The 19,202-nt window shown below is 70.3% G+C and carries 17 protein-coding genes; 10 read left to right on the forward strand and 7 right to left on the reverse strand.

The genetic code is table 11. From position 1 onward, the window contains the following. Positions 1-20: 20 nt before the first annotated feature. From F9C11_RS13425 to F9C11_RS13445, 5 genes are all read right to left on the reverse strand, one after another. Positions 21-1,052, reverse strand: coding sequence for an ABC transporter ATP-binding protein (locus tag F9C11_RS13425; protein WP_409185192.1), 1,032 nt, complete (start codon positions 1,050-1,052; stop codon positions 21-23). Next, positions 1,049-2,146, reverse strand: a complete 1,098-nt coding sequence (locus tag F9C11_RS13430) for an ABC transporter ATP-binding protein (RefSeq protein ID WP_409185193.1) — start codon at positions 2,144-2,146, stop codon at positions 1,049-1,051. The genes F9C11_RS13425 and F9C11_RS13430 overlap by 4 nt, the downstream gene beginning before the upstream one ends. Next, entirely contained in the window at positions 2,143-3,102 is a 960-nt protein-coding gene (locus F9C11_RS13435) for an ABC transporter permease (RefSeq protein WP_409185194.1), read from the reverse strand. Before F9C11_RS13435 ends, F9C11_RS13430 begins: the two co-directional genes overlap by 4 nt. Then, positions 3,095-4,075 carry an ABC transporter permease gene (locus F9C11_RS13440; protein WP_409185195.1) on the reverse strand — a complete coding sequence of 327 codons (981 nt, stop codon included), beginning with the start codon at positions 4,073-4,075 and terminating at the stop codon, positions 3,095-3,097. Before F9C11_RS13440 ends, F9C11_RS13435 begins: the two co-directional genes overlap by 8 nt. Before the next feature lie 188 nt (positions 4,076-4,263). Further along, positions 4,264-6,006, reverse strand: a complete 1,743-nt coding sequence (locus F9C11_RS13445; protein ID WP_409185196.1) for an ABC transporter family substrate-binding protein — start codon at positions 6,004-6,006, stop codon at positions 4,264-4,266. Positions 6,007-6,664: 658 nt separating this feature from the next. Between F9C11_RS13445 and mshB the strand changes: the two genes are divergently transcribed. The 3 genes from mshB to F9C11_RS13460 are packed head-to-tail and all read left to right on the forward strand — an operon-like array spanning position 6,665 to position 8,674. Next, complete coding sequence (mshB, locus tag F9C11_RS13450) at positions 6,665-7,492, forward strand: N-acetyl-1-D-myo-inositol-2-amino-2-deoxy-alpha-D-glucopyranoside deacetylase (protein ID WP_409185197.1); 828 nt, start codon at positions 6,665-6,667, stop codon at positions 7,490-7,492. Beyond that, the gene (locus tag F9C11_RS13455) at positions 7,489-7,890 is read left to right on the forward strand and encodes a hypothetical protein (RefSeq protein WP_409185198.1); all 402 of its coding nucleotides are present in this window, start codon (positions 7,489-7,491) and stop codon (positions 7,888-7,890) included. The genes mshB and F9C11_RS13455 overlap by 4 nt, the downstream gene beginning before the upstream one ends. Continuing rightward, positions 7,883-8,674, forward strand: a complete 792-nt coding sequence (locus tag F9C11_RS13460) for a hypothetical protein (protein WP_409185199.1) — start codon at positions 7,883-7,885, stop codon at positions 8,672-8,674. The genes F9C11_RS13455 and F9C11_RS13460 overlap by 8 nt, the downstream gene beginning before the upstream one ends. A 169-nt stretch (positions 8,675-8,843) precedes the next feature. Here the strand turns inward: F9C11_RS13460 and F9C11_RS13465 are convergent, their stop codons facing one another. Then, on the reverse strand, positions 8,844-9,602 hold the full coding sequence (locus tag F9C11_RS13465) for a site-2 protease family protein (protein WP_409186897.1): 759 nt from the start codon (positions 9,600-9,602) through the stop codon (positions 8,844-8,846). Between the two features lie 223 nt (positions 9,603-9,825). Here F9C11_RS13465 and F9C11_RS13470 point away from each other — a divergent pair, with 223 nt between their 5' ends. After that, positions 9,826-10,149, forward strand: coding sequence for a WhiB family transcriptional regulator (locus tag F9C11_RS13470; protein WP_037355639.1), 324 nt, complete (start codon positions 9,826-9,828; stop codon positions 10,147-10,149). 451 nt (positions 10,150-10,600) lie between these two features. Beyond that, complete coding sequence (locus tag F9C11_RS13475; RefSeq protein WP_409185200.1) at positions 10,601-13,900, forward strand: glycosyltransferase; 3,300 nt, start codon at positions 10,601-10,603, stop codon at positions 13,898-13,900. Positions 13,901-14,086: 186 nt separating this feature from the next. On the opposite strand, the gene F9C11_RS13480 is transcribed toward F9C11_RS13475, so the two are convergent. Next, entirely contained in the window at positions 14,087-14,551 is a 465-nt protein-coding gene (locus F9C11_RS13480; protein WP_409185201.1) for a metallopeptidase family protein, read from the reverse strand. 79 nt (positions 14,552-14,630) lie between these two features. Between F9C11_RS13480 and F9C11_RS13485 the strand changes: the two genes are divergently transcribed. The 5 genes from F9C11_RS13485 to manA all read left to right on the forward strand — a co-directional run bounded on the left by F9C11_RS13485 (position 14,631) and on the right by manA (position 19,114). After that, positions 14,631-14,984 (forward strand): DUF3499 domain-containing protein, encoded by a 354-nt coding sequence (locus F9C11_RS13485; protein ID WP_037718335.1) that lies wholly within the window; start codon positions 14,631-14,633, stop codon positions 14,982-14,984. A 75-nt stretch (positions 14,985-15,059) separates the two neighbouring features. Then, positions 15,060-16,415 (forward strand): phosphomannomutase/phosphoglucomutase, encoded by a 1,356-nt coding sequence (locus tag F9C11_RS13490; protein ID WP_409185202.1) that lies wholly within the window; start codon positions 15,060-15,062, stop codon positions 16,413-16,415. 68 nt (positions 16,416-16,483) lie between these two features. Beyond that, positions 16,484-16,711, forward strand: a complete 228-nt coding sequence (locus F9C11_RS13495; RefSeq protein WP_409185203.1) for a Trm112 family protein — start codon at positions 16,484-16,486, stop codon at positions 16,709-16,711. 2 nt (positions 16,712-16,713) lie between these two features. Further along, positions 16,714-17,799 carry a hypothetical protein gene (locus F9C11_RS13500; protein ID WP_409185204.1) on the forward strand — a complete coding sequence of 362 codons (1,086 nt, stop codon included), beginning with the start codon at positions 16,714-16,716 and terminating at the stop codon, positions 17,797-17,799. 82 nt (positions 17,800-17,881) lie between these two features. After that, positions 17,882-19,114, forward strand: a complete 1,233-nt coding sequence (gene manA, locus F9C11_RS13505) for a mannose-6-phosphate isomerase, class I (protein WP_409186898.1) — start codon at positions 17,882-17,884, stop codon at positions 19,112-19,114. Positions 19,115-19,202: the final 88 nt, after the last annotated feature.

The following is a 19,202-nucleotide window of genomic DNA, read 5'->3' on the forward strand; positions in this document are numbered from 1 at the left end:
GGCCCCTTTTCGTTGCCGCGTCAGATCAGCTGCAGACTCTCCGCGAAGTGGCACGCCACCGGATGCGCCTGCCCGCGGTCGATCAAGGCGGGTTCCTCCGTCTTGCACTTCTCGCGTCCGGCGTCGTCCAGCTGGTTGGCGAACTTCGGGCACCGGGTGCGGAACCGGCAGCCCGACGGCGGATTGGCCGGGCTGGGCACGTCACCGGTGATCACGATCCGCTGCCGCGTCCGCTCCTTGCGCGGGTCCGGCACCGGGATCGCCGAGATCAGCGCCTGCGTGTACGGGTGCGCCGGGTTCTCGAACAGCTCCTCCGACGGCGCGGTCTCCACGATCTTGCCGAGGTACATCACCGCGATCCGGTCCGCCACGTGCCGCACCACGGAAAGGTCGTGCGACACGAACAGGTACGACAGCCCGAGTTCCGCCTGCAGATCCTTCAGCAGGTTCAGCACGCCCGCCTGGATCGAGACGTCCAGCGCGGACACCGGCTCGTCCAGCACCAGCACCTTCGGCTTCAGCGCGAGCGCGCGGGCGATGCCGATGCGCTGGCGCTGCCCGCCGGAGAACTCGTGCGGGAACCGGTTGCCGTGCTCCGGGCGCAGGCCGACGGTCTTCATCAGGTCGCGGACCTGCTGTTTGCCGCCGTTCTCGTACAGGCCGTGGATGCGCAGCGGTTCGGCGATGATCTCGTTCACCGGCAGCCGGGGGTCGACCGAGGCGTACGGGTCCTGGAACACGATCTGCATGCTGCGCCGCAGCCGCTGCAGTTCGCGCTTGCCCATCGTCGCGAGGTCTTTGCCCTCGTAGGTGACCTTGCCGCCGGTGAGCGGCTGCAGCGCCAGCGCCACCCGGGCGGTGGTCGACTTGCCGCAGCCGGATTCGCCGACCAGCGCGAGCGTCTCGTGCGGGTAGATGTCGAACGACACGTCCGACACCGCCTGCACCGCCCCCGAAACGCGGCGCAGGATGCCGCCGCCGCGGATCGGGAAGTGCTTGACCAGGTTCTGCGCGGAGAGGACGGGTGCCTGTCCCGCCGTGGCCTCGCTCATCGGTTCGTCTCCGTGTCGGTCGCGATGGCGTCCACGGCGACCGGGACGGCTGCCGCGTCGGCCGAGGTGGCGCTGAACAGCTCCGCCGGGTCCTTCCCGACGACCTGCTCGGTGAAGTGACAGGCCGCGTGCTGCCCGTTCGGGCCGGCGACGAGCGCGGGCTCCTCCTCGTCGCAAATCGGCTGCGACAGCGGGCAGCGCGGGCTGAACGGGCAGCCCGGCGGCATGTTCTGCGTGGCGGGCGGCGAACCGGTGATCGGCGTGAGCCGGTCGGTCTTGACGTCCAGCCGCGGCAGGCTGCCGAGCAGGCCCAGCGTGTAGGGCATCCGCGGGTGGTAGAAGATGTCGTCGACCGTGCCGGACTCGACGACCTTGCCCGCGTACATCACGTGCACCCGGTCCGCCTGGCCGGCGATCACGCCGAGGTCGTGGGTGATCAGCACCATCGCCGCGCCGGTTTCCTTCTGCGCGGCCTGCAGCGCCTCGAGGATCTGCGCCTGCACCGTCACGTCGAGCGCGGTGGTCGGCTCGTCCGCGATGATCACGTCCGGGTTGTTGGCCATCGCGATCGCGATCACCACGCGCTGGCGCATGCCGCCGGACAGCTGGTGCGGGTACTCGTCCGCGCGCTGCTTCGGGTTCGGGATGCGGACCAGGTCGAGCAGTTCGACCGCCTGCTTCTTCGCGACGTCCTTGCGCACGTCGTGGTGCGCGGTGATCGCCTCGGCGATCTGGTCGCCCACGGTGTACACCGGGTTCAGCGAGGTCATCGGGTCCTGGAAGACCATCGCGATGCCCTTGCCGCGGACCTTGTTCAGTTCCTTCTCGTTCGATTTCAGCAGGTCCTGTCCGCCGAACCGGATCGAGCCGGACACCTTCGCGGTCTTCGGCAGCAGGCCCATCACCGCGAGCGAGGTCACCGATTTGCCGGAGCCGGATTCGCCGACGATGCCGAGCACTTCGCCGCGGCGAAGCTGGTAGTTCACGCCGCGCACGGCGCTGACCACGCCCTCGCTGGTCGGGAACTGCACGGTCAGGTCCTCAACGACGAGGACGGGATCGCCGCCGCGTCCTTGCGAGCCGTTCTGGGTCATGCGCGCACCTTCGTCTGCTGGGGGTCGAACGCGTCCCGCAGGCCGTCCCCGATGAAGTTGATCGTCAGTGCGATCAGGATGATGAAAATGCCCGGGAAGTAGAACAGCCACGGCCGCGTGTCGATCGCGGTCTGCGCGCTGCTCACCAGCAGCCCGAGCGAGGTGTCCGGCGGCTGCACGCCGAAGCCGAGGAACGACAGCGCCGTCTCGAGCAGAATGGCGATCGACACCAGGATCGTCAGGTTGACGATGATCGCGCCGAGCGCGTTGGGCACCAGGTGCCGGAAGATGATCCGGCTGTCGCTCGCGCCGAGCGCCTTCGACGCCTCGACGAACTCCTTCTCGCGCAAGGAAAGCACGACGCCGCGCGCCACCCGGGAGACATACGCCCAGTAGAGGCCGCCGATGACGACCGCGATCAGCCACCACGTGCCGCCGGACTGGTGGCCGAGCACCGCGGCCACCGCGAGCAGCGGCAGCGTGAGCACGAGGTCGGCGATGCGCATGAAGACCGTGTCGAGCCAGCCGCGGTAGTAACCGGCGACCGCGCCCCAGATGGTGCCCACGACGGTCGCGAAGATCGCGACGAGGATCGAGATCTGCAGCGAGATCTGCGTCCCGCGCATCACCTGCGCCAGCGTGTCGTGGCCGACCGCGTCGGTGCCGAACGGGTGGTCGCCCGAGGGCGGGGCCGAGTTCTGGTCGGTGATGGCTCCCGCGTCGTACTTCCAGATCGCCGCGCCCACGTAGGCGAACAGGATGATCAGCACGAACACGACGAGGCTGATCATCGCGAGCCGGTGCTGCAGGAACCGCCGGAACACCAGCTGCGCCTGGCTGCGCTCCTTGACCGTGAACTCGCGTTCCGGCGCGCCCTTCGGGGTCTGCGGGTCGTCCGGAGCGAACCGAGCGCCGCCCAGGGTGGTGGGCGGAGTGGGGATTGCGTCGTTAGGCATAGCGGATCCTCGGGTCGAGCAGGCCGTAGAGCAGGTCGGCGATCAGGTTGAGCAGGATGATGAACGTGGCCGCGATGAGCAGCCACGCCTCCACCGCGTACACGTCGCTGCGCTTGATCGCGTCCAGCAGGAAAGCGCCCGCACCCTGCCATTGGAACACGGTTTCGGTGACGACGGCGCCGCCGAGGATCGAGCCGATGTCGAGCGCGGTCACCGTGGTCAGCGGGATCAGCGCGTTGCGCAGCGCGTGCTTGCGCGTCACCGTCCAGCGCGGCAGGCCCTTGGCCCGCGCGAGGCGGACGTAATCGCTGTTGAGCACCTCGAGCATGGACGCGCGCTGGTAGCGGCTCCAGGCCGCGTAGCTGGTCAGCGCGAGCGAGATCGTCGGCAGGATCAGGTGGCCGAGCACGTCGCCGAACTGGGCCCAGAACCCGCCCGCGGCGACCACCGAGGAGGAACCGATGGTGTAGAACACCTGGTCGCCCACCGACTCGTTGATCCCGATGCCGACCTGCTTCAGCACCAGCGCGAACCAGAACGACGGCATCGACAGGAAGAGGAAGCCGAAGAAGGTCGCGGTGTAGTCGAACTTGGAGTACTGCCGCGACGCGCTGATCACGCCGATCAGCACGGCGAGGATCAGCGCCACCACCATGGCGAGCACGATCAGCCGCAGCGTCACGCCGAACCGGCCGAACACCTCGCTGCCGATGTTCATGGTGGACTGGACCGAGGGGCCGAAATCACCGTGCAGCACGCCGGTGATCCAGTGCCAGTACCGCTCGAGAATCGGCTGGTCGAGATGCAGCCGGATGCGTTCGAGTTCGATGGTGCGAGGGGGCGGCGGCGGGTTTCTCGCGATCAGCGGGGTCAACGGGTTGGCCGAGAGCGACACCATCACGAAGACGACGAACGTCGACACGATGAGGATCGGCACCGAAACGAATAGCCGGCGCAGTGCGAAGGCAAGCATGGAGGTCTTCCTGCTCTGGACGGTGTTCTGCCGGCGCCCGCCGCTCGTGGTGGCAGGGCCTTGGCGGCGCAGGCGGGGCAATCGTGGTGTTCGGGAACTAAAAGGGCAATTGTTCGCGGATACGGTGAAGGGCCGGCTTTGCGGCCGGCCCTTCACCGGTGCTCCTGCGGGAATCTACCGGTCGTTGATCACTTCCGGATGCCCCACTCCGCCATGTTGTACACCGGCGCGTCGAGCGTCGAGTTGTTGCGGATGTTCGCGATCTTGTCCGACGAGGCGATGAAGGTCGGCTTCTGGTACAGCGGAAGCACGTACGCGTCCTCGGACATGATCTTGTCGGCCTGGTTGAGCAGGTCCGCCGCCTTGGTCTGGTCGTTCTCGGCGTTGGCCTGCTCCATCAGGTCGTCGACCTGCTTGCTGCTGTACTTGCCGTAGTTGCTGCCCTGGCCGGTGCCCCACAGCTGCTTCGCGCCGCCGAACGGGAACGGCGAGGAGACCCAGGCGAAGACGATGACGTCGTAGTCGCCGCTGGTGGTGGTCTGGCCGAGGTCGTCGGTGGACTGGACCTTCACCTTGATGCCCAGCTGGGCCGCGGTCTGCGCGAACAGCTCGCATTCGTTCTGCCGGATCTGGTTGCCGACGGTGTAGCGGATGCGCAGTTCGGGGATCGGCTTGCCGCTCGGGTCGGACAGCTGGTTGTTGGCCAGCTTGTAGCCCGCGTCGGTCAGCATCTTCTTGGCCTTCTCGATGTCACCGGAACCCTGGCCGGTCGCGCTCACCACGTCCTTGTAGCCCTGCTGCTGCGGCATGAAGTTGTGGTTGTTGAGCGGCTCGACCTTGTTGGTGAACTGGCCGACGGTCTTGGCGATCATGTCCTTGCGGTTGACCGCGGTGAACAGCGCCTGGCGCAGCGTCTTGTCGGCCAGCGCCGGGCTCTTGAGGTTGAAGTCGAAGTGCTCCCAGGTCAGGCCGAGGCCGATGTAGGAGGAGATGTTCGGCATGTTCTTGACCTGGTTGATCAGGTCGACCTGCGGCTGCGGGTAGATGACCTGCACCTCGTTGTTCTGCAGTGCGGTCGGCTCCTGCGTCGCGTCGGTGATGATGCGGAAGATGACGCTGTTCAGCCGCGGCTTCTCGCCCCAGTACTTCTCGTTCGGGACCTCGGTGATCGACTGGTTGTTGACGAACTTCGAAATCTTCCACGGGCCGCCGGTCCAGGTCGGGACGGTCGTGCCGAACCACTTGTACGACGACGCGAGACCGGCCGGGGTGTTGGTGTCGCCGTGCTGCTTGGCCAGGTGCGCCGGGTACATCGCGCCGGACGAGCCCCAGAGCTTCTTCCAGTCGGTGAACGGCTTGGCGAGGGTGGCGGTCACCGTCTTGCCGCCGTCCGAGCCGACCACGGAGGTCAGCTGGTCGTAGCCGGAGGTGTCGGCAGGGGCGCAGTCCGGGCAGTCCTTGCCGTTCTGCACCTTCCAGTTGTAGATGAAGTCGTCGGCCGACAGCGGGGTGCCGTCGGACCAGACCGCCTTCGGGTTGATCTTGTAGACGATCGTCGTCGGGTTCGTCAGCTCGGCGGACTCGACGAAGTCCTTGTTCAGGACCGGCTTGAGGTCCGGCGTCGCGTAGAAGGTGTAGGGCAGGATGCCCTTGGTGACCATGCCGGTTTCGAAGACGTTGCCCTCGGCCGAGGTCACGTTCCAGTTCGGCACGTTCTTCTCGATCGCGAAGGTGACGTCGCCGCCCTGCTGGAGCTGATCGGCCTGCGCCGAGTTGCAGGTGTTCGGGTTCTTGTCGCAGTCGGCGAATGCCTGCCCGGTCTGCACCGCGCTGTTGCCGCCCCCGCCACCACCGCATGCGGAGAGCAGAAGGGCCGCGCCCGCGACGAACGCGCCCAGCTTCGCGGCGCGCGACCTAGTCGTCACTAACATTCATTCTCCTTGCTCGACGCCGTCGCGGGTTTGCGAGGCGACTCTTCCTGACGCGCAAGCACCGATCGGTATCGCGTTGCTCACCGTAGCCGTGAAACTTAGGCATTGGACAGACGGCAAACCTATCGATCCGGACACTCTCAGTGAGATCGTTGCGGAACAGATATCTCGTGCCCCCTGGTTGCACCGTGATTTCCGCACTTGATCGACTACGGTCAGTAGTTGATCACGGGAACTCCCGACCGGTTCGGGTGGCAATTCGGCCCAGCGGGCCAACCGGCCCGGCGGACAATAACCGCCCCGTTCCGTATGCGGTACCCCAGCTAATGGAGCAGTCCCGCGGTCGCGACGAACCCGAAGTGACAAGAAATTGGTCCGATCTCGTGAAGCGAAACAATGCGCCCGCCGCCGGGCACGGGCGAAAACGCCCGGACGGCGGCGGGTGCTCGGTGGGTGTTCCGAGCATCTTGCGTCCTCGTCCGCGCATTCCGAACCGCGGAACGTTCCGCGGAAGGGAACGCCCACGAGCCGGGACGCTGGTCCGACGTCGTGGGATGCGAATGCATTTTCCCGTGCACGGCGCGGTTTCCCGGTTCCGGAACGCCGCGCCGGGGGTCGGCGTCCCGGGCGCGGACGGGGTGGTCATTAACCTGAGAGCGTGAAGCGGAAGCTGCTGCTGGTCCACGCGCACCCGGACGACGAAAGCATCGCCACCGGCGGGATCATCGCCCGGTACGCGGCCGAGGGCGCCGAGGTGTGCGTGGTGACCTGCACGCTCGGCGAAGAGGGCGAGATCGTCCCGCCGCGGCTGGCCCAGCTCGTGGCGGCGGAGGCCGACCAGCTCGGCGGGTACCGGTCCGGGGAGATGGCCGCCGCGGCCGCCGCGCTCGGCCTGTCCCGGCACGAGTACCTCGGCGGCATCGGCCGCTGGCGCGATTCGGGCATGGCGGGCACGCCGTCCGCCGAGCACCCGCGGGCGTTCACCGGCGGTTCGGCGCAGGAGCAGGCCGCGCAGCTGCGCGAACTCATCGACGATTTCGCGCCGCAGGTCGTCGTCACCTATGACTCCTTCGGCGGCTACGGCCATCCCGACCACATCCGCGCGCACGAGATCACCATGGCGGCGGCTCCGGACGCCCCCTCGGTCCGGCGGGTCTTCCACGTGGTCCAGTCCGAGGCCGCGCTCGCCGTCGGGCTCGCCGAACTGCGTGCGGACGGGACATCACCGTTCCGGGTGGCCGCCGACGGCGAGCTTCCGTCCACTCCGGACGGCACAATCACCACCGTGGTCGACATCTCCGCGCACCGGCAGGCGAAGCTGGCGGCGCTGCGCGCGCACGAAACCCAGCTGACCGTGGTCGACGGCGCGGTGCCGCACTTCGCGCTGACCAACAGCATCGCGCAGCCGATCCCGTCCGCCGAGTACTTCGTGCTCGCCCACGGCGACGCCGCCGGCGCCGAGACCGATCTCTTCGGAGGGTGGTGACCGTGTCCGCCCCGCTCACTCGCGACCAGCGGCTGATGCTCGTGCTGCTGGCGGTCGACGCGGTCGTGCTGGCGCTGCTCGAACTGTTCTTCCTCCCGCTGCGGCTCGGTCCGCTCGGCGAGGTGCCGCTGCCGGTCACCGCGGTGGTCGGAGCGGTCACCACGCCGTGGCTCGTGCTGACCGCGGGGAAGCTCGTGCGGCCCGGTTTGTCGTTCGTGCCGTTGCTGGTGTGGGTACTCGTCGTGTTCGGGGTCGGCCTGTTCGGTCCGGGCGGCGACGTCGTGCTGGTCCAGGACTGGCGCGCGCTGCTTCTGCTCGGCGCGAGCGCGTTGCCCGCCGCACTGGTCCTCGGCGGCGGGCTCGGCCGGGCCGCGGCGAAGGGAGGTGTCCGTGTCTGAGGCCATTTCGGACCGTCAGGTCGTGGCGATTCTGCGACCGTTCGTGCGCGCGTGCGCGCCGGTGATCGACGCGCTGCGCGAGGCCGACCCGTTCGGTATGCAAGCGCGGGCCCGCCGCGGCGAGGACGAATTCGCCGACGCCGGGCTCAAGAAGAAAATGCTCCATGCGCTGTCCACGGTGAAGCTGCCGGGCACCGCGGGCTGGGCGGCGATGGACATCGACCAGCGCGCGAGCTGGTGGGTCAACCGCGTCGGCAGGCTCACCTCGCTGCTGACCTCGATCCCCGGACTCGGCGGCGCGCTCGCCGACCGGCTGCCGGTGCAGGACACCCTCGGCGCGGCGTCGCAGGGACTGGTGCTGTGCGCGATCGCCGGGGAGTACGGCGTGACCGACGTGGGCAGCCGCGTCCGGCTGATCGCCTCGGTGCTGTTCCAACGCGAGATCGACGCCGACCTCGCGGCGGGAGCCAGCCACGACAAGTCCGCGAAGTCCGCGGAGGACAGCGAGACCGCGCGGCTCACCGAGGAACTCGACGAATCCCACCGCAAACACGGCAAGGTCACCGCGAAAGCCGTCGCGAGCACGCTCTGGCACCTCGGCAAGTCGCTGTGGGGGATCACCGGCGAACTCGAGAAGCGCCCGCGCGGCCGATGGATCCACCGGGTGCTCGGAATGCTGCCGGTGGTCGGCGCGGCGGGCGACTACCTCGGCGAGCGCTCCGGGCTCAAAAAGGTCTGGAAGCGCGCGCACGCGTGGCTCATGGCCCACCGGGAGTGGGCCTGAGCCCGCGGAGGGTGTTGGGGAACCTGGTGTCCGGCGCGGTGTGCTCTCGCGCCGTGAACCACGGCGTATCGGGTCCGCGCGCCTCGCTGACGGCCCCGTCGAAACCGAAGCCGCCCGCCGCCTAGCCCAAGATCACCACGACTAACCGCCCAGGTTCCACCACACCCGCTCAGTGCCAGAAGAGGAACGCGGCTTGCCCGATGTAGGCAGCGCCCGCGTTGCCGCCGAGCGGTTCGTAGATGGCTCCGGCGATCCTCCAGAGCAGATCCGACACCGGCCGGAAAAGGAAGAACAGCGCGAAGAGCACCAGCGGGGCCCACGGCCGCACCCGAGCGCCGAACGCTCGCGCCTGCGGTGAGAGATACGGCTCCAGCGCGCCCCAGCCGTCCAGCCCCGGCACCGGCAGGATGTTGATCAGGAACGTCATGATCTGCAGCAGCGCGAGGTACGACATCGCGTAGAAGAGGCCGGCCGCCATCGGGATCAGCATCGTCGCCAGGCACAGCGCGGCGCCGACGGCGAGGTTGCTGAGCGGGCCGGCCAGCGACGTCCACGACGCCGTCGCGCGGTTGCGCAGCGCGCCGCGGTTGATCCACACCGCGCCGCCGGGCAGTGGGATGCCGCCGATCAGCAAGAAGATCAGCGGGAGGACGAAGGACAGGACGGGGTCGGCGTAGCGCCGGACGTCCAGCGAGAGGTACCCCTTGTGAGCGATCTCGTGATCACCGCCGCGGAAGGCGACGAAGGCGTGCCCGAACTCGTGGAGCGTCAGCGACGTCATCCAGCCGCCCGCGACGAGGAGCACGACGCCGGCGATGAACATCGGGTCGCGGGAACCGAGAAGAGTCGTGGAATCACCGTATGCAGCCAGGAAACCACCGGCGACGGCGACGGCGAGGATGCCGAGGAAGATCGGGCTCGGACGCACTGCTGATCTCTGCACCCCACCAGTCTTCCGTATGCCCGGTGTGAAGTCTTCGGCGTGTCCCCTTGCGCACCGGGGCGCGGAGATCCCCCGAACTCGCTACTCGGCTTGACCTGGCCGCACTACACAGGTGTAATCACAGTGATGTCATTCGCTGTCGGAGGGGGCAGCGGGTGTCGTTTCACCACCGCCAGCCTGGGGAGTGCGTAGGAGCGAGGAGGCGGACGTGCGGTTGGAAGCGGACAACAGGGAATGGGGGCACGTCGTGGGTTGGGGAGAGAACCCGGAGCAGCAGCTCGGGGATCTGACCGACCTTTTCGACGTCCCCGAGGAGCAGGACTGGCAGGAGCGCGCCCTGTGCGCGCAGACCGACCCGGAGGCGTTCTTCCCCGAGAAGGGCGGCTCGACCCGCGAGGCCAAGCGGATTTGCCTTGGCTGCGAGGTCAAGGACGACTGTCTCGAGTATGCGCTGGCGCACGACGAGCGCTTCGGCATCTGGGGCGGACTGTCCGAACGGGAACGTCGCAAGCTGAAGAAACGGGCTGTCTGAACGGGTTTCGGTTCCCCCGGTCCACGCGGGCCGGGGGCGAGCCTCGCCGCCGGTCCGGCGGCGACGCGAGCGGTGCGGCCGGTGCGCCGCGGCGGGATGGGAGTCCTCGCCGAGGTGGCGCCGGGCACGCTCGCCGGATCCGCGCGGTCTGATCCGGCGGAGCCGGGAGGGTAAAACTGCCGTCGCGGCGGCCGGGAAAACCGGTGCTGTGCCGCGGTTCTCTTTGTGATCTTCGTCTTCCGCTCACGAGATCCCCGGTGTGCCGCGGATCTCTCGCTCGGGGTGCCGTTCCCGCGTGAGCGCGCCGGTTCGCCCCCGCGCGGGATTTCTCTTGTGCTCGGTTGGTCCACGCGGTGGGATCCGCCGGACGCACGGCGTGGGCCGGTGTCCGCGCGTCGGCGCACGCCGTAGGGTGACCGCACCCGTCGTCCCGTCCGAGCAGGAGCCGTTCTTGTCTCGCACCGTCGTTCCGCCCGCTGTGCGGACGTTGCCCGTTCTGGCCATTGTGGTCTGTCACGACGGCGAAGAATGGCTGCCGCTGGCGCTTTCCGCGTTGCGGCGCAGCACAGTCCGCCCGCGGCACGTGCTCGCCGTGGACACCGGATCGACAGACCGTACCCCGAAACTGCTCGCCGACGCAGCGCAGCCGGGCGCGGCCGCCGAGGAGCCCGTGCTGTCTTCAGTTGTCACTCTGCCGAGTGAAACCGGGTTCGCGGAGGCGGTCGCCGCGGCCGTCGCGCACGCGGTGGAACGGTGGGGCGACCCGGGAACGTGGCTGTGGATCCTGCACGACGACTGCGCCCCCGAACCCGGCTGTCTCGGCCAGCTCCTCCGCGCGGCGGAGGAAAACCCTTCGGCGAAGGTGCTCGGTCCGCTCGGCACGGACTGGACCGATCCGCGGCTGATCGTCGAAGCGGGGCTGTCCACCGACGCCTCCGGGCACCGCCAGCAGATGGCCGCGCCGGACGGCGAACCCAGCGAGGTGCTCGCCGTGCCGAGCGCCGGATCGTTGGTGCGGCGGGAACTCTGGGACGCCCTCGGCGGCTACGACGAGGACTTCCCGTTGCTGCGCGAGGATCTCGACTTCGGCTGGCGCGCCAACGCGGCCGGCTCGCTCGTGCTGTCGGTGCCCGCGGCGCGCGTCCGGCACGCTCGCGCCCTGTCCACCGGGCAGCGCACCCCAGACGCCGCCGGGCGTCCGCTCGCCGCGCTCAACCGTTCGCACGGCGTACGCGTCTTTCTCGTCAACTGCTCGACCCCGTCGTTCTGGTTCGGGCTCGTCCGGCTGCCGATCCTGCTGCTGTTGCGCGCGATCGTGTTCTTCGTGCTGCGGCGCACCACCGAGGCAGGCGCGGAACTGGCCGCGCTCGGATACCTGTGCGGGGGCAAGGGAAATCTCCGCGCGGCCCGGGCGTGGCGGCGCGGCCAGCCGCGGCCGGGCACTGTCCGCGGGCTCTTCACGAGCCGGATCATGCGGCTGCGCAACGCGATCAGCGCCGGGGTGGTTGGACTCGTCCGGCGCGGGGTACAGAGCGAGGTAGCACTCGGGACGGTGCCCGAAAGCGTCGAGCAGGAGTCGGCGTGGATTCCGCCCGAGGCGCTCGCCGCGTCCGGGGCACGGCCGGTCGGCCCGGACGCCCTGCCCGCGGGTGCGCTGCGCGGGCTGAGCACTCGCGGCCGGGGGCTGCGCCGGCCGGGTACGGTTGTCGCGGTCACGCTTCCGGAAGCGCCAGTGTCCGAAGAGGACACTGAACCGGTCGAGGAGACCGCCTCCTATCCGTCGCCGTCGCCCCGTCCGCAACCGGCCCCGCCGGAACCGGATCTGGTGTTCGTGGAGGTCAACCGGCGCCGCGTGCTCGCCGCGACCGTCTTCGCGCCGCCGGTGGTGCTGGTCGTTCTGCTCACCGCGCTGGCGTTGGTGCTCAACCGCGGGCGGCTCGGTCTCGACCTGTGGGGCGGCCAGCTGCTGCCGGTCGGCGGGCTGGGCGAGATCTGGTCGACGTACCTGTCGCCGTGGCATTCGGTCGCCGGAGGCACCGGTGCGCCCGCTCCCGCGACGCTCCCGGTGCTCGGGACGCTCGGCGCGCTCTTCGCTCCGATCGGCGGCCCGGCCGCGCTCGTGGCGATCCTGCTCATCGGCGACATCCCGCTCGCCGCGCTGAGCGCGTACGTGGCCACTCGCAAGCTCGCCGTGCGCCGCTGGGTGCGCGCTGCGGTGGCCGCGACGTACGCGTTGCTGCCTGCCGCGACGGCGTCGGTCGCGCAAGGGCGGCTGGACGTGGTTGTGGTGCATCTCGTGCTGCCGCTTGTGGTCGCGGGCATCGTCCGGTTGCTGACCCGGCCGGGGACGCGGTGGCTGCACGTCTCGGCGTTGTCCGCGTTCGGGGTCGCGTTGCTGGGGGCGTTCTCGCCGCTCGCGCACGGGCTCGCGCTGGTGGGGCTGCTGGTCGGGTTCGTGGTGCTGCCCGCGCCGTCCGGCCTGGCTCGGCGGGTGGCGTCGGTCGGGATCGTGGTGCTGTTGCCGCTGGTGCTGTTGCTGCCGTGGCCGACTGTGCTGCTGCGGCATCCGGAACTGCTGCTGCAGGGTCTCGGCGGTCCGGCCGCGCCGGCGTCGGCTACCGATCTCGCCGGGCTGACGCCGGGCGGCCCGGGGGCGTGGCCGACCGGGGTGGTGGTGCTCGCGGCGACGCTCGTCGCGCTCGTGGTCCGGCCGCGGAAGCAGGTCGTCGGCGGGCTGTCGTTGGCGGTGCTGGGACTGGTCGGCGTGGTGGTGGTCCGGCAGGTGCAGTTGACGCCGATGCAGGGCGGGGCGCCTGCGTCGGGGTATGCCGGGGTGCCGTTGCTGGTCGTCGGGGCTGGGCTGTTGTGGGCGGTGCTGGCTACTTGGCAGCAGGGTGGTTCGGCGGTGCCGCTCGCTTGGCTTCCGAAGGTGTTGGCGGTGGCTGGGGTCGTGGTGGTGGCCGCGCTGGCCGCGGGCGCGGTCGCGACTGGATCCGAGGGGCCGTTGACGGCGGCGGCACGGCCGCAGCTCGCGCCTGAGGTGGCGGCGGATGTCGCTGCTACGGGGCGGTCTGTGCTTGATGTGAGTGCTGGGCAGGTGCGGCAGACCGGAGGGCGGTTGGCGCTCTTCGGGGATGACGAGCTCGCGCCGGTCAAGGGAACGCCGGAGCGGTTGGCTGACTGGCGGCGCGGGCTCGGGCAAGGGGATGTCGCGGCGCTGAAGCGGGTGTTCGCGGCGGCTGCGGCTGCCGGGGTGCAGTACGTGGTGTTGCCTTTGGGGACGGACGCGCGGGCTTTTGCCGCGGCGGCCAGTGATCTTGCTGCGGTGGCCGCGCCGATGTCGGACGGGCGGCCGGTGTTGCGGTTGCTGCCCAAATCCGGGGAAGTGGCGTTGATTTCGCCGGAACTGGCCAAGCAGGCGGTTACCGGCGGGGGAGCACCGGGGACCAATCCGGGGGTTTCGCCGGTGGCCGCGCGGTTGCCGGAGGTCCGGGTCCGGGCTTCGGAGGGGCCGACCGGGCGGTTGCTGGTGCTGGCGGCCGAGCAGGAGGCTGGGTGGCAGGCCAGTGTCGGGGGGAAGGCGGTGCCGATCGTGCCTGCTTGGGGGCATCAGGTGGCGGTGTCGGTGCCTGCGCAGCCTTCGGAGGTGTCGGTGGTTTTTCCTGGGACTGAGCGGGGGTTGCTGCTGCTGGTGCAGTTGGCGGCGGTGTTGTTTACCGCGTTGACGGCGATTCCGTCTCGGAGGCGGTAGGGGCGGCTCGTCGCCTGGCGGCGACATTGCGCCCGGGTGCGCGCCCCCCACCCCGAACGCCAATTGTGCTGACGGTTCGGGGGTGCTTGTCAAGGCGGGAAAGATGCCTTGACAAGCACCCCCGAACCGCAGAGCGGCTTCGGATCGGGGTTGGGGGCGGTGTGGGTGCTTCGATCGCGGGGCGGGTCAGTCGCCTTCGATTACGTCTGGTTCTACGCCCAGGTAGCCCGCGACCTGCTCTACCAGGACGTCGTGGACCAGGTCCGCTAGTTCTGACGGGTCCTTCGCGCGTGCTTCCAGCGGGCGGCGGTACAGGACGATCCGGGCGCGGGTGGGCAGGCCGGTCCGGTCGACGCCGGCGGGGACCAGCCGGGACAGGGGGACGGTGCCGTCGTGCAGTACGCCGTCTGCTGGGGCGCGGCCGTCCATGCGGACTTCGGGGACGTCGTCTACCGCTACGTCCAGTTTCGTCAGCTCGTGCCGCCAGCGGGCTTCGATGGGCTCCAGGGCGTCCAGAACCAGCGCGTCGAAGCGTTCCGCGCGGCTCGCCGCCGCGGGCAGGGACGCCGGATAGAGCGTTCCGCGCAGGCCCCGGCCGTGCCGGTCCCGTCGCAGCCGCTGCCGTTGTCGGTAGTCACGAGCCGTCGCCACCGGCCAAGTCTATGCGGTCGCCAGGGCAACGCGCGTGTCGCCGGTACTCGCTTGCGGCGACACGCTATCGTTTCGGATCGTGCGGAGCGTACGGAAATGTTCGCGAACGGGTTGCCTCGAACCCGCTGTCGCCACGCTCACGTATGCCTACCAGGACTCGACCGCGGTCGTCGGGCCGCTGGCCACCGCTTCCGAACCGCACTCCTACGACCTCTGCGAGGCCCACGCGCTGCGGCTGACCGTCCCGAAGGGCTGGGAAGTCGTCCGGCACGAGGGGGCCTTCGCCGCTCCGGAGCAGTCCGCCGACGAGCTGACCGCGCTGGCCGAGGCGGTGCGCGAGGCCGGTCGCTCCGACGTCCCGCCCGCGCAGCCCGAGCCCGAAGGACCCTCCGGCAGGCGCGGCCATCTGCGCGTCCTCCCGGGGCGCGCCTGAGCCGTCCTCCCGACCGGTAGGCTTTCGCCCGCGGCGCGAGTGGCGTCGCCACGGAACTAGCGGCGGGGAGAAGGCGTGCCAGACCTTTCGGGCATCGTGAAGGCCTACGACATTCGCGGCGTGGTCGGCGAACAGCTCGACGCCGCCCTCGTCCGGGACTTCGGGGCCGCGTTCGCGCTGCTCATCAAACCCGAGGCGCCGGCCGTGGTGATCGGCCACGACATGCGCGATTCGTCGCCGGAGCTGGCCGCGGCGTTCGCCGACGGGGTGACCTCGCAGGGCCTCGACGTGGTGTCGATCGGCCTGGCCAGCACCGACCAGCTCTACTTCGCCTCCGGCTCGCTCAACCTGCCGGGCGCGATGTTCACCGCGAGCCACAACCCCGCGAAGTACAACGGCATCAAGATGTGCCGCGCCGGGGCCTCGCCGGTCGGGCAGGACACCGGCCTCGCGGAGATCCGCGACACCGTCGAGCAGGGCGTTCCCGCCTTCGAAGGGCAGCGCGGCACCGTCTCCGAGCGCGACGTCCTCGGCGACTACGCCGCCTACCTGCGCAATCTCGTCGACCTGTCCGGTTCGCGGCCGCTGAAGATCGTGGTCGACGCGGGCAACGGCATGGGCGGGCACACCGTCCCGACCGTCTTCGAGGGCCTGCCGATCGAGATCGTGCCGATGTACTTCGAGCTCGACGGCACCTTCCCGAACCACGAGGCCAACCCGCTCGACCCGGCCAACATCGTCGACCTGCAGGCCAAGGTGCGCGAGGTCGGCGCGGACGCCGGGCTGGCGTTCGACGGCGACGCGGACCGCTGCTTCGTCGTGGACGAGCGCGGCGAGCCGGTGTCGCCGAGCGCGATCACCGCGCTGGTCGCGGTGCGCGAGCTGGCCAAGGAGCCGGGCGGAACGGTCATCCACAACCTGATCACGTCGAAGGGCGTGCCGGAGATCGTCGCCGAGCACGGCGGCAAGCCGGTGCGCACGCGGGTCGGGCACTCCTTCATCAAGGCCGAGATGGCCCGCACCGGCGCGATTTTCGGCGGCGAGCACTCCGCGCACTACTACTTCCGCGACTTCTGGCGCGCCGACACCGGCATGCTGGCCGCGCTGCACGTGCTCGCCGCGCTCGGCGAGCAGAACGGCCCGCTGTCCGCGCTCACCCAGGACTTCTCGCGCTACGCGGCGTCCGGCGAGATCAACTCGACGGTCAGCGACCAGGTCGCGCGCATGCTCGCGGTGAAGGACGCGTACGCGGGCAAGTCCGGCGTCGAGATCGACGAGCTGGACGGCCTCACCGTGCAGCTGCCCGGCGGCGCGTGGTTCAACCTGCGCCCCTCCAACACCGAACCGCTGCTGCGGCTCAACGTGGAGGCCGCCGACCGGGCCGCGGTCGAGGCGCTCACCGCCGAGGTGCTGGCCATTGTCCGGGCCTGACCGGCTGGCGCCGGATTGTGTCCGGAAGGCGCCCTCAACACCCCAACGACGCGTGGTATGGAGGAACTATGGCCATCACGCTTGACGCACAGCTGCTGGAGATCCTCGCGTGCCCGTCGCCGGATCACGCGCCGCTGCGTCCCGGCACGCCGGACGACGCCGAGGCCGACGCGCTGACCTGCACCGAATGCGGCCGGGTGTACCCGGTGCGCGACGGGATCCCGGTGCTGCTGCTCGACGAGGCGACGCTGCCCGGTCCGTCCGGGCCCGACGCTGATCACGGCGACAGTGCTTGACCATGCTTGACGATTCCCTGCTCGACGACTCCGCGCGGCTGGCCGACGCCGACCGCGCGGGGTTGCTGCGCGCCGCCGCGATGGCAGGCGCGCAGGTGCGGGCCACCGCCGAGGCGGCGGCCGAGCTGGAGCTGAGCGAGCGGCTGGACGTCGGGCGTCCGCGTTCGCTGGTGCTCATCGACCGGCCAGGGGTGAGCCGCACGCTCACCCGGCTGCTGGCCGCGCTGCTCACGCCGTCGTGCCCGGTGCCGGTCGTGGTGGCCGAATCGGTACCGGCCTGGATCGGCGCGCTGGACGTGGTGTTCGCGCACACCGACGACGCGGGCGACCGCGAGCTGGCCGCCTCGCTGGAGCGCGCCGCCCGGTTCGGCGCGTCGGTGGTCTTGTCCGCGCCGGCGGACGGGCCCGTCGCGGCGGCGGTGGCGGGCAAGGGCGTGCTGCTCGCGCCGCGCGTTCCGGTGCCGCCGGAGCTGGCGTTCCCGCGCGGGCTGGCCGCCGGGCTGCTCACCGCGAACGCGCTCGGCCTGCTGGTCGCGGACGTGCAGGCGCTCGCCGACCAGCTCGACCTCGAGGCGGAGAAGGACTACCTGGCACGCGAGTCGTTCGCCAATCCGGCGAAGGCGCTCGCGCTGCGGGTCGCGGACCGGGTGCCGCTGCTGTGGGGGCTCGACCCGGTCGCGGTGGCGGTCGGCGAGCACGCGGCGCACGCGTTCGCCGCGCACGCCGCGCTGGTGTGCGACGTGGAGGACTTCCGGCAGGCGCTGGCCCGCCCGGCCCTGCGCCGGGCCGCCCAGTCCGGCGGTGCGGAGCGAGACATTTTCGCTGATCCAGACGACTCTCCTGGTGGAGTCGCGACGCGGGTGCTGCTGCTGTCGGTGCGGACCGGTCCGGCCACCGAGGCGGCCCGGTACCAGGCCGAGGAGTTCCTGCCCGGTGCGGACCTGATCGCGCCCGCCGAGGAGATCGAGGCCGACGAGATCGTCCGCGCCGCGGTGCTGGCGCTGCGGTTCGAGCTGGCCGCGGTGTACCTGGGGCTGGCGGCGGGCAGCATCGGCGGGGCCGGGAGATACGAACCGGCCTCCGCCTGAGGGAGCAGGGGGGAACGCGGGCAGGCGATTCCGCCGCCGCGTGCGTCGGCTCAGTGCCGACGGGAAGGATTGGGAGTTGACAGTGGAGCTGTTGCGCAACGCCGTACGGCCCTACGCCTGGGGATCGCGAACGGCCATCCCACAGCTGCAGGGACGTCCGGTGCCGGCGCCGCACCCCGAGGCAGAGCTGTGGATGGGAGCGCACCCAGGGGACCCGTCGCACGTGCTCGGCCCGGACGGCACCGAACTGAGCCTGCTCGAACTCGTCGACGCCGATCCGGTCGGCCAGCTCGGCGAGGACTGCGCGCGGCGCTGGGGCAACCGGCTGCCGTTCCTGCTGAAGATCCTCGCCGCGGAAGAACCGCTGTCGATGCAGGCGCACCCGTCGGCGGCGCAGGCCGCGGAAGGCCATGCCCGCGAAGAGAAGCTGGGCATCCCGCGCGACGCCGCGAACCGCAACTACCCGGACCCGACGGCGAAGCCGGAGCTGGTCTGCGCGCTGACGGAGTTCCACGCGCTGGCCGGGTTCCGCGACCCGAACCGCACGGTCAAGCTGCTGAAGGCGATCGAGACGCCCGGGCTGGGCAAGTACACCGGCCTGCTGGAAGCCCAACCGGACCCGGCCGGCCTGCGTGCGTTGTTCACCACCTGGATCACGCTGCCGCAGTCCGCGCTGGACGAACTGCTGCCGGAGGTGCTCGACGCGTGCGTCCGGCACGTCCAGGACCACGGCGAGTTCGCGACGGAATGCCGCACGATCCTGGAACTGGGCGAGGCACACCCGCGCGACGCCGGCGTGCTGGCCGCGCTGCTGCTCAACCGCCTGACCCTGCGCGCCGGCGAAGCGATCTACCTGCCCGCCGGGAACCTGCACCTGTACCTGCACGGCACCGCGGTGGAAATCCTGGCGAACTCGGACAACATCCTGCGCTGCGGCCTCACCCCGAAGCACGTGGACGTGCCGGAGCTGCTGCGCGTGGTCGACTTCGCGTGCGGGGAAATGCCGGTGCAGCACGGAGAATGCGCCGGCCAGCGAATGGCGGTGTACCACACCGACGCCCCGGAATTCGAACTGTCGCGCATGGAATGGGCGGCAGGGGACGACGCCGAGCTGGAGGTCGACTCGGCCGGACCGCAGATCCTGCTGTGCACCGAAGGGGACCTTCTGGTGCTCGCTTCGGACGGGGAACGGGTGGAACTGCGGAGGGGCCAGTCGGTCTGGCTGCCCGCCGCGGACCCGGCGGTGCGGGTACGGCCGCTGGGCGGGGAGAAGTCGCAGCTGTTCCGGGCTACCGCCGGATCTTGCGAGTTGTGACCTGACCAGCTGATTGTCAGGCCCAGCGCTCCGCGCCGCCAAGGCTCCTCTAGGCTCCCACCGGGCAATTCGGGCGCGGAGCAGGGAG

Origin of the sequence: Amycolatopsis sp. VS8301801F10 (genome assembly GCF_046195355.1) — a bacterium.
Lineage (GTDB): Bacteria > Actinomycetota > Actinomycetes > Mycobacteriales > Pseudonocardiaceae > Amycolatopsis.

Excerpts from the sequence above, each read along its gene's own strand:
- F9C11_RS13445 (WP_409185196.1), bottom strand. The coding sequence starts at position 6,006 with ATGTTAGTGACGACTAGGTCGCGCGCCGCGAAGCTGGGCGCGTTCGTC.
- F9C11_RS13425 (WP_409185192.1), bottom strand. The coding sequence starts at position 1,052 with ATGAGCGAGGCCACGGCGGGACAGGCACCCGTCCTCTCCGCGCAGAAC.
- F9C11_RS13435 (WP_409185194.1), bottom strand. The coding sequence starts at position 3,102 with ATGCCTAACGACGCAATCCCCACTCCGCCCACCACCCTGGGCGGCGCT.
- F9C11_RS13440 (WP_409185195.1), bottom strand. The coding sequence starts at position 4,075 with ATGCTTGCCTTCGCACTGCGCCGGCTATTCGTTTCGGTGCCGATCCTC.
- F9C11_RS13500 (WP_409185204.1), top strand. The coding sequence starts at position 16,714 with ATGCTTGACGATTCCCTGCTCGACGACTCCGCGCGGCTGGCCGACGCC.
- F9C11_RS13430 (WP_409185193.1), bottom strand. The coding sequence starts at position 2,146 with ATGACCCAGAACGGCTCGCAAGGACGCGGCGGCGATCCCGTCCTCGTC.
- F9C11_RS13495 (WP_409185203.1), top strand. The coding sequence starts at position 16,484 with ATGGCCATCACGCTTGACGCACAGCTGCTGGAGATCCTCGCGTGCCCG.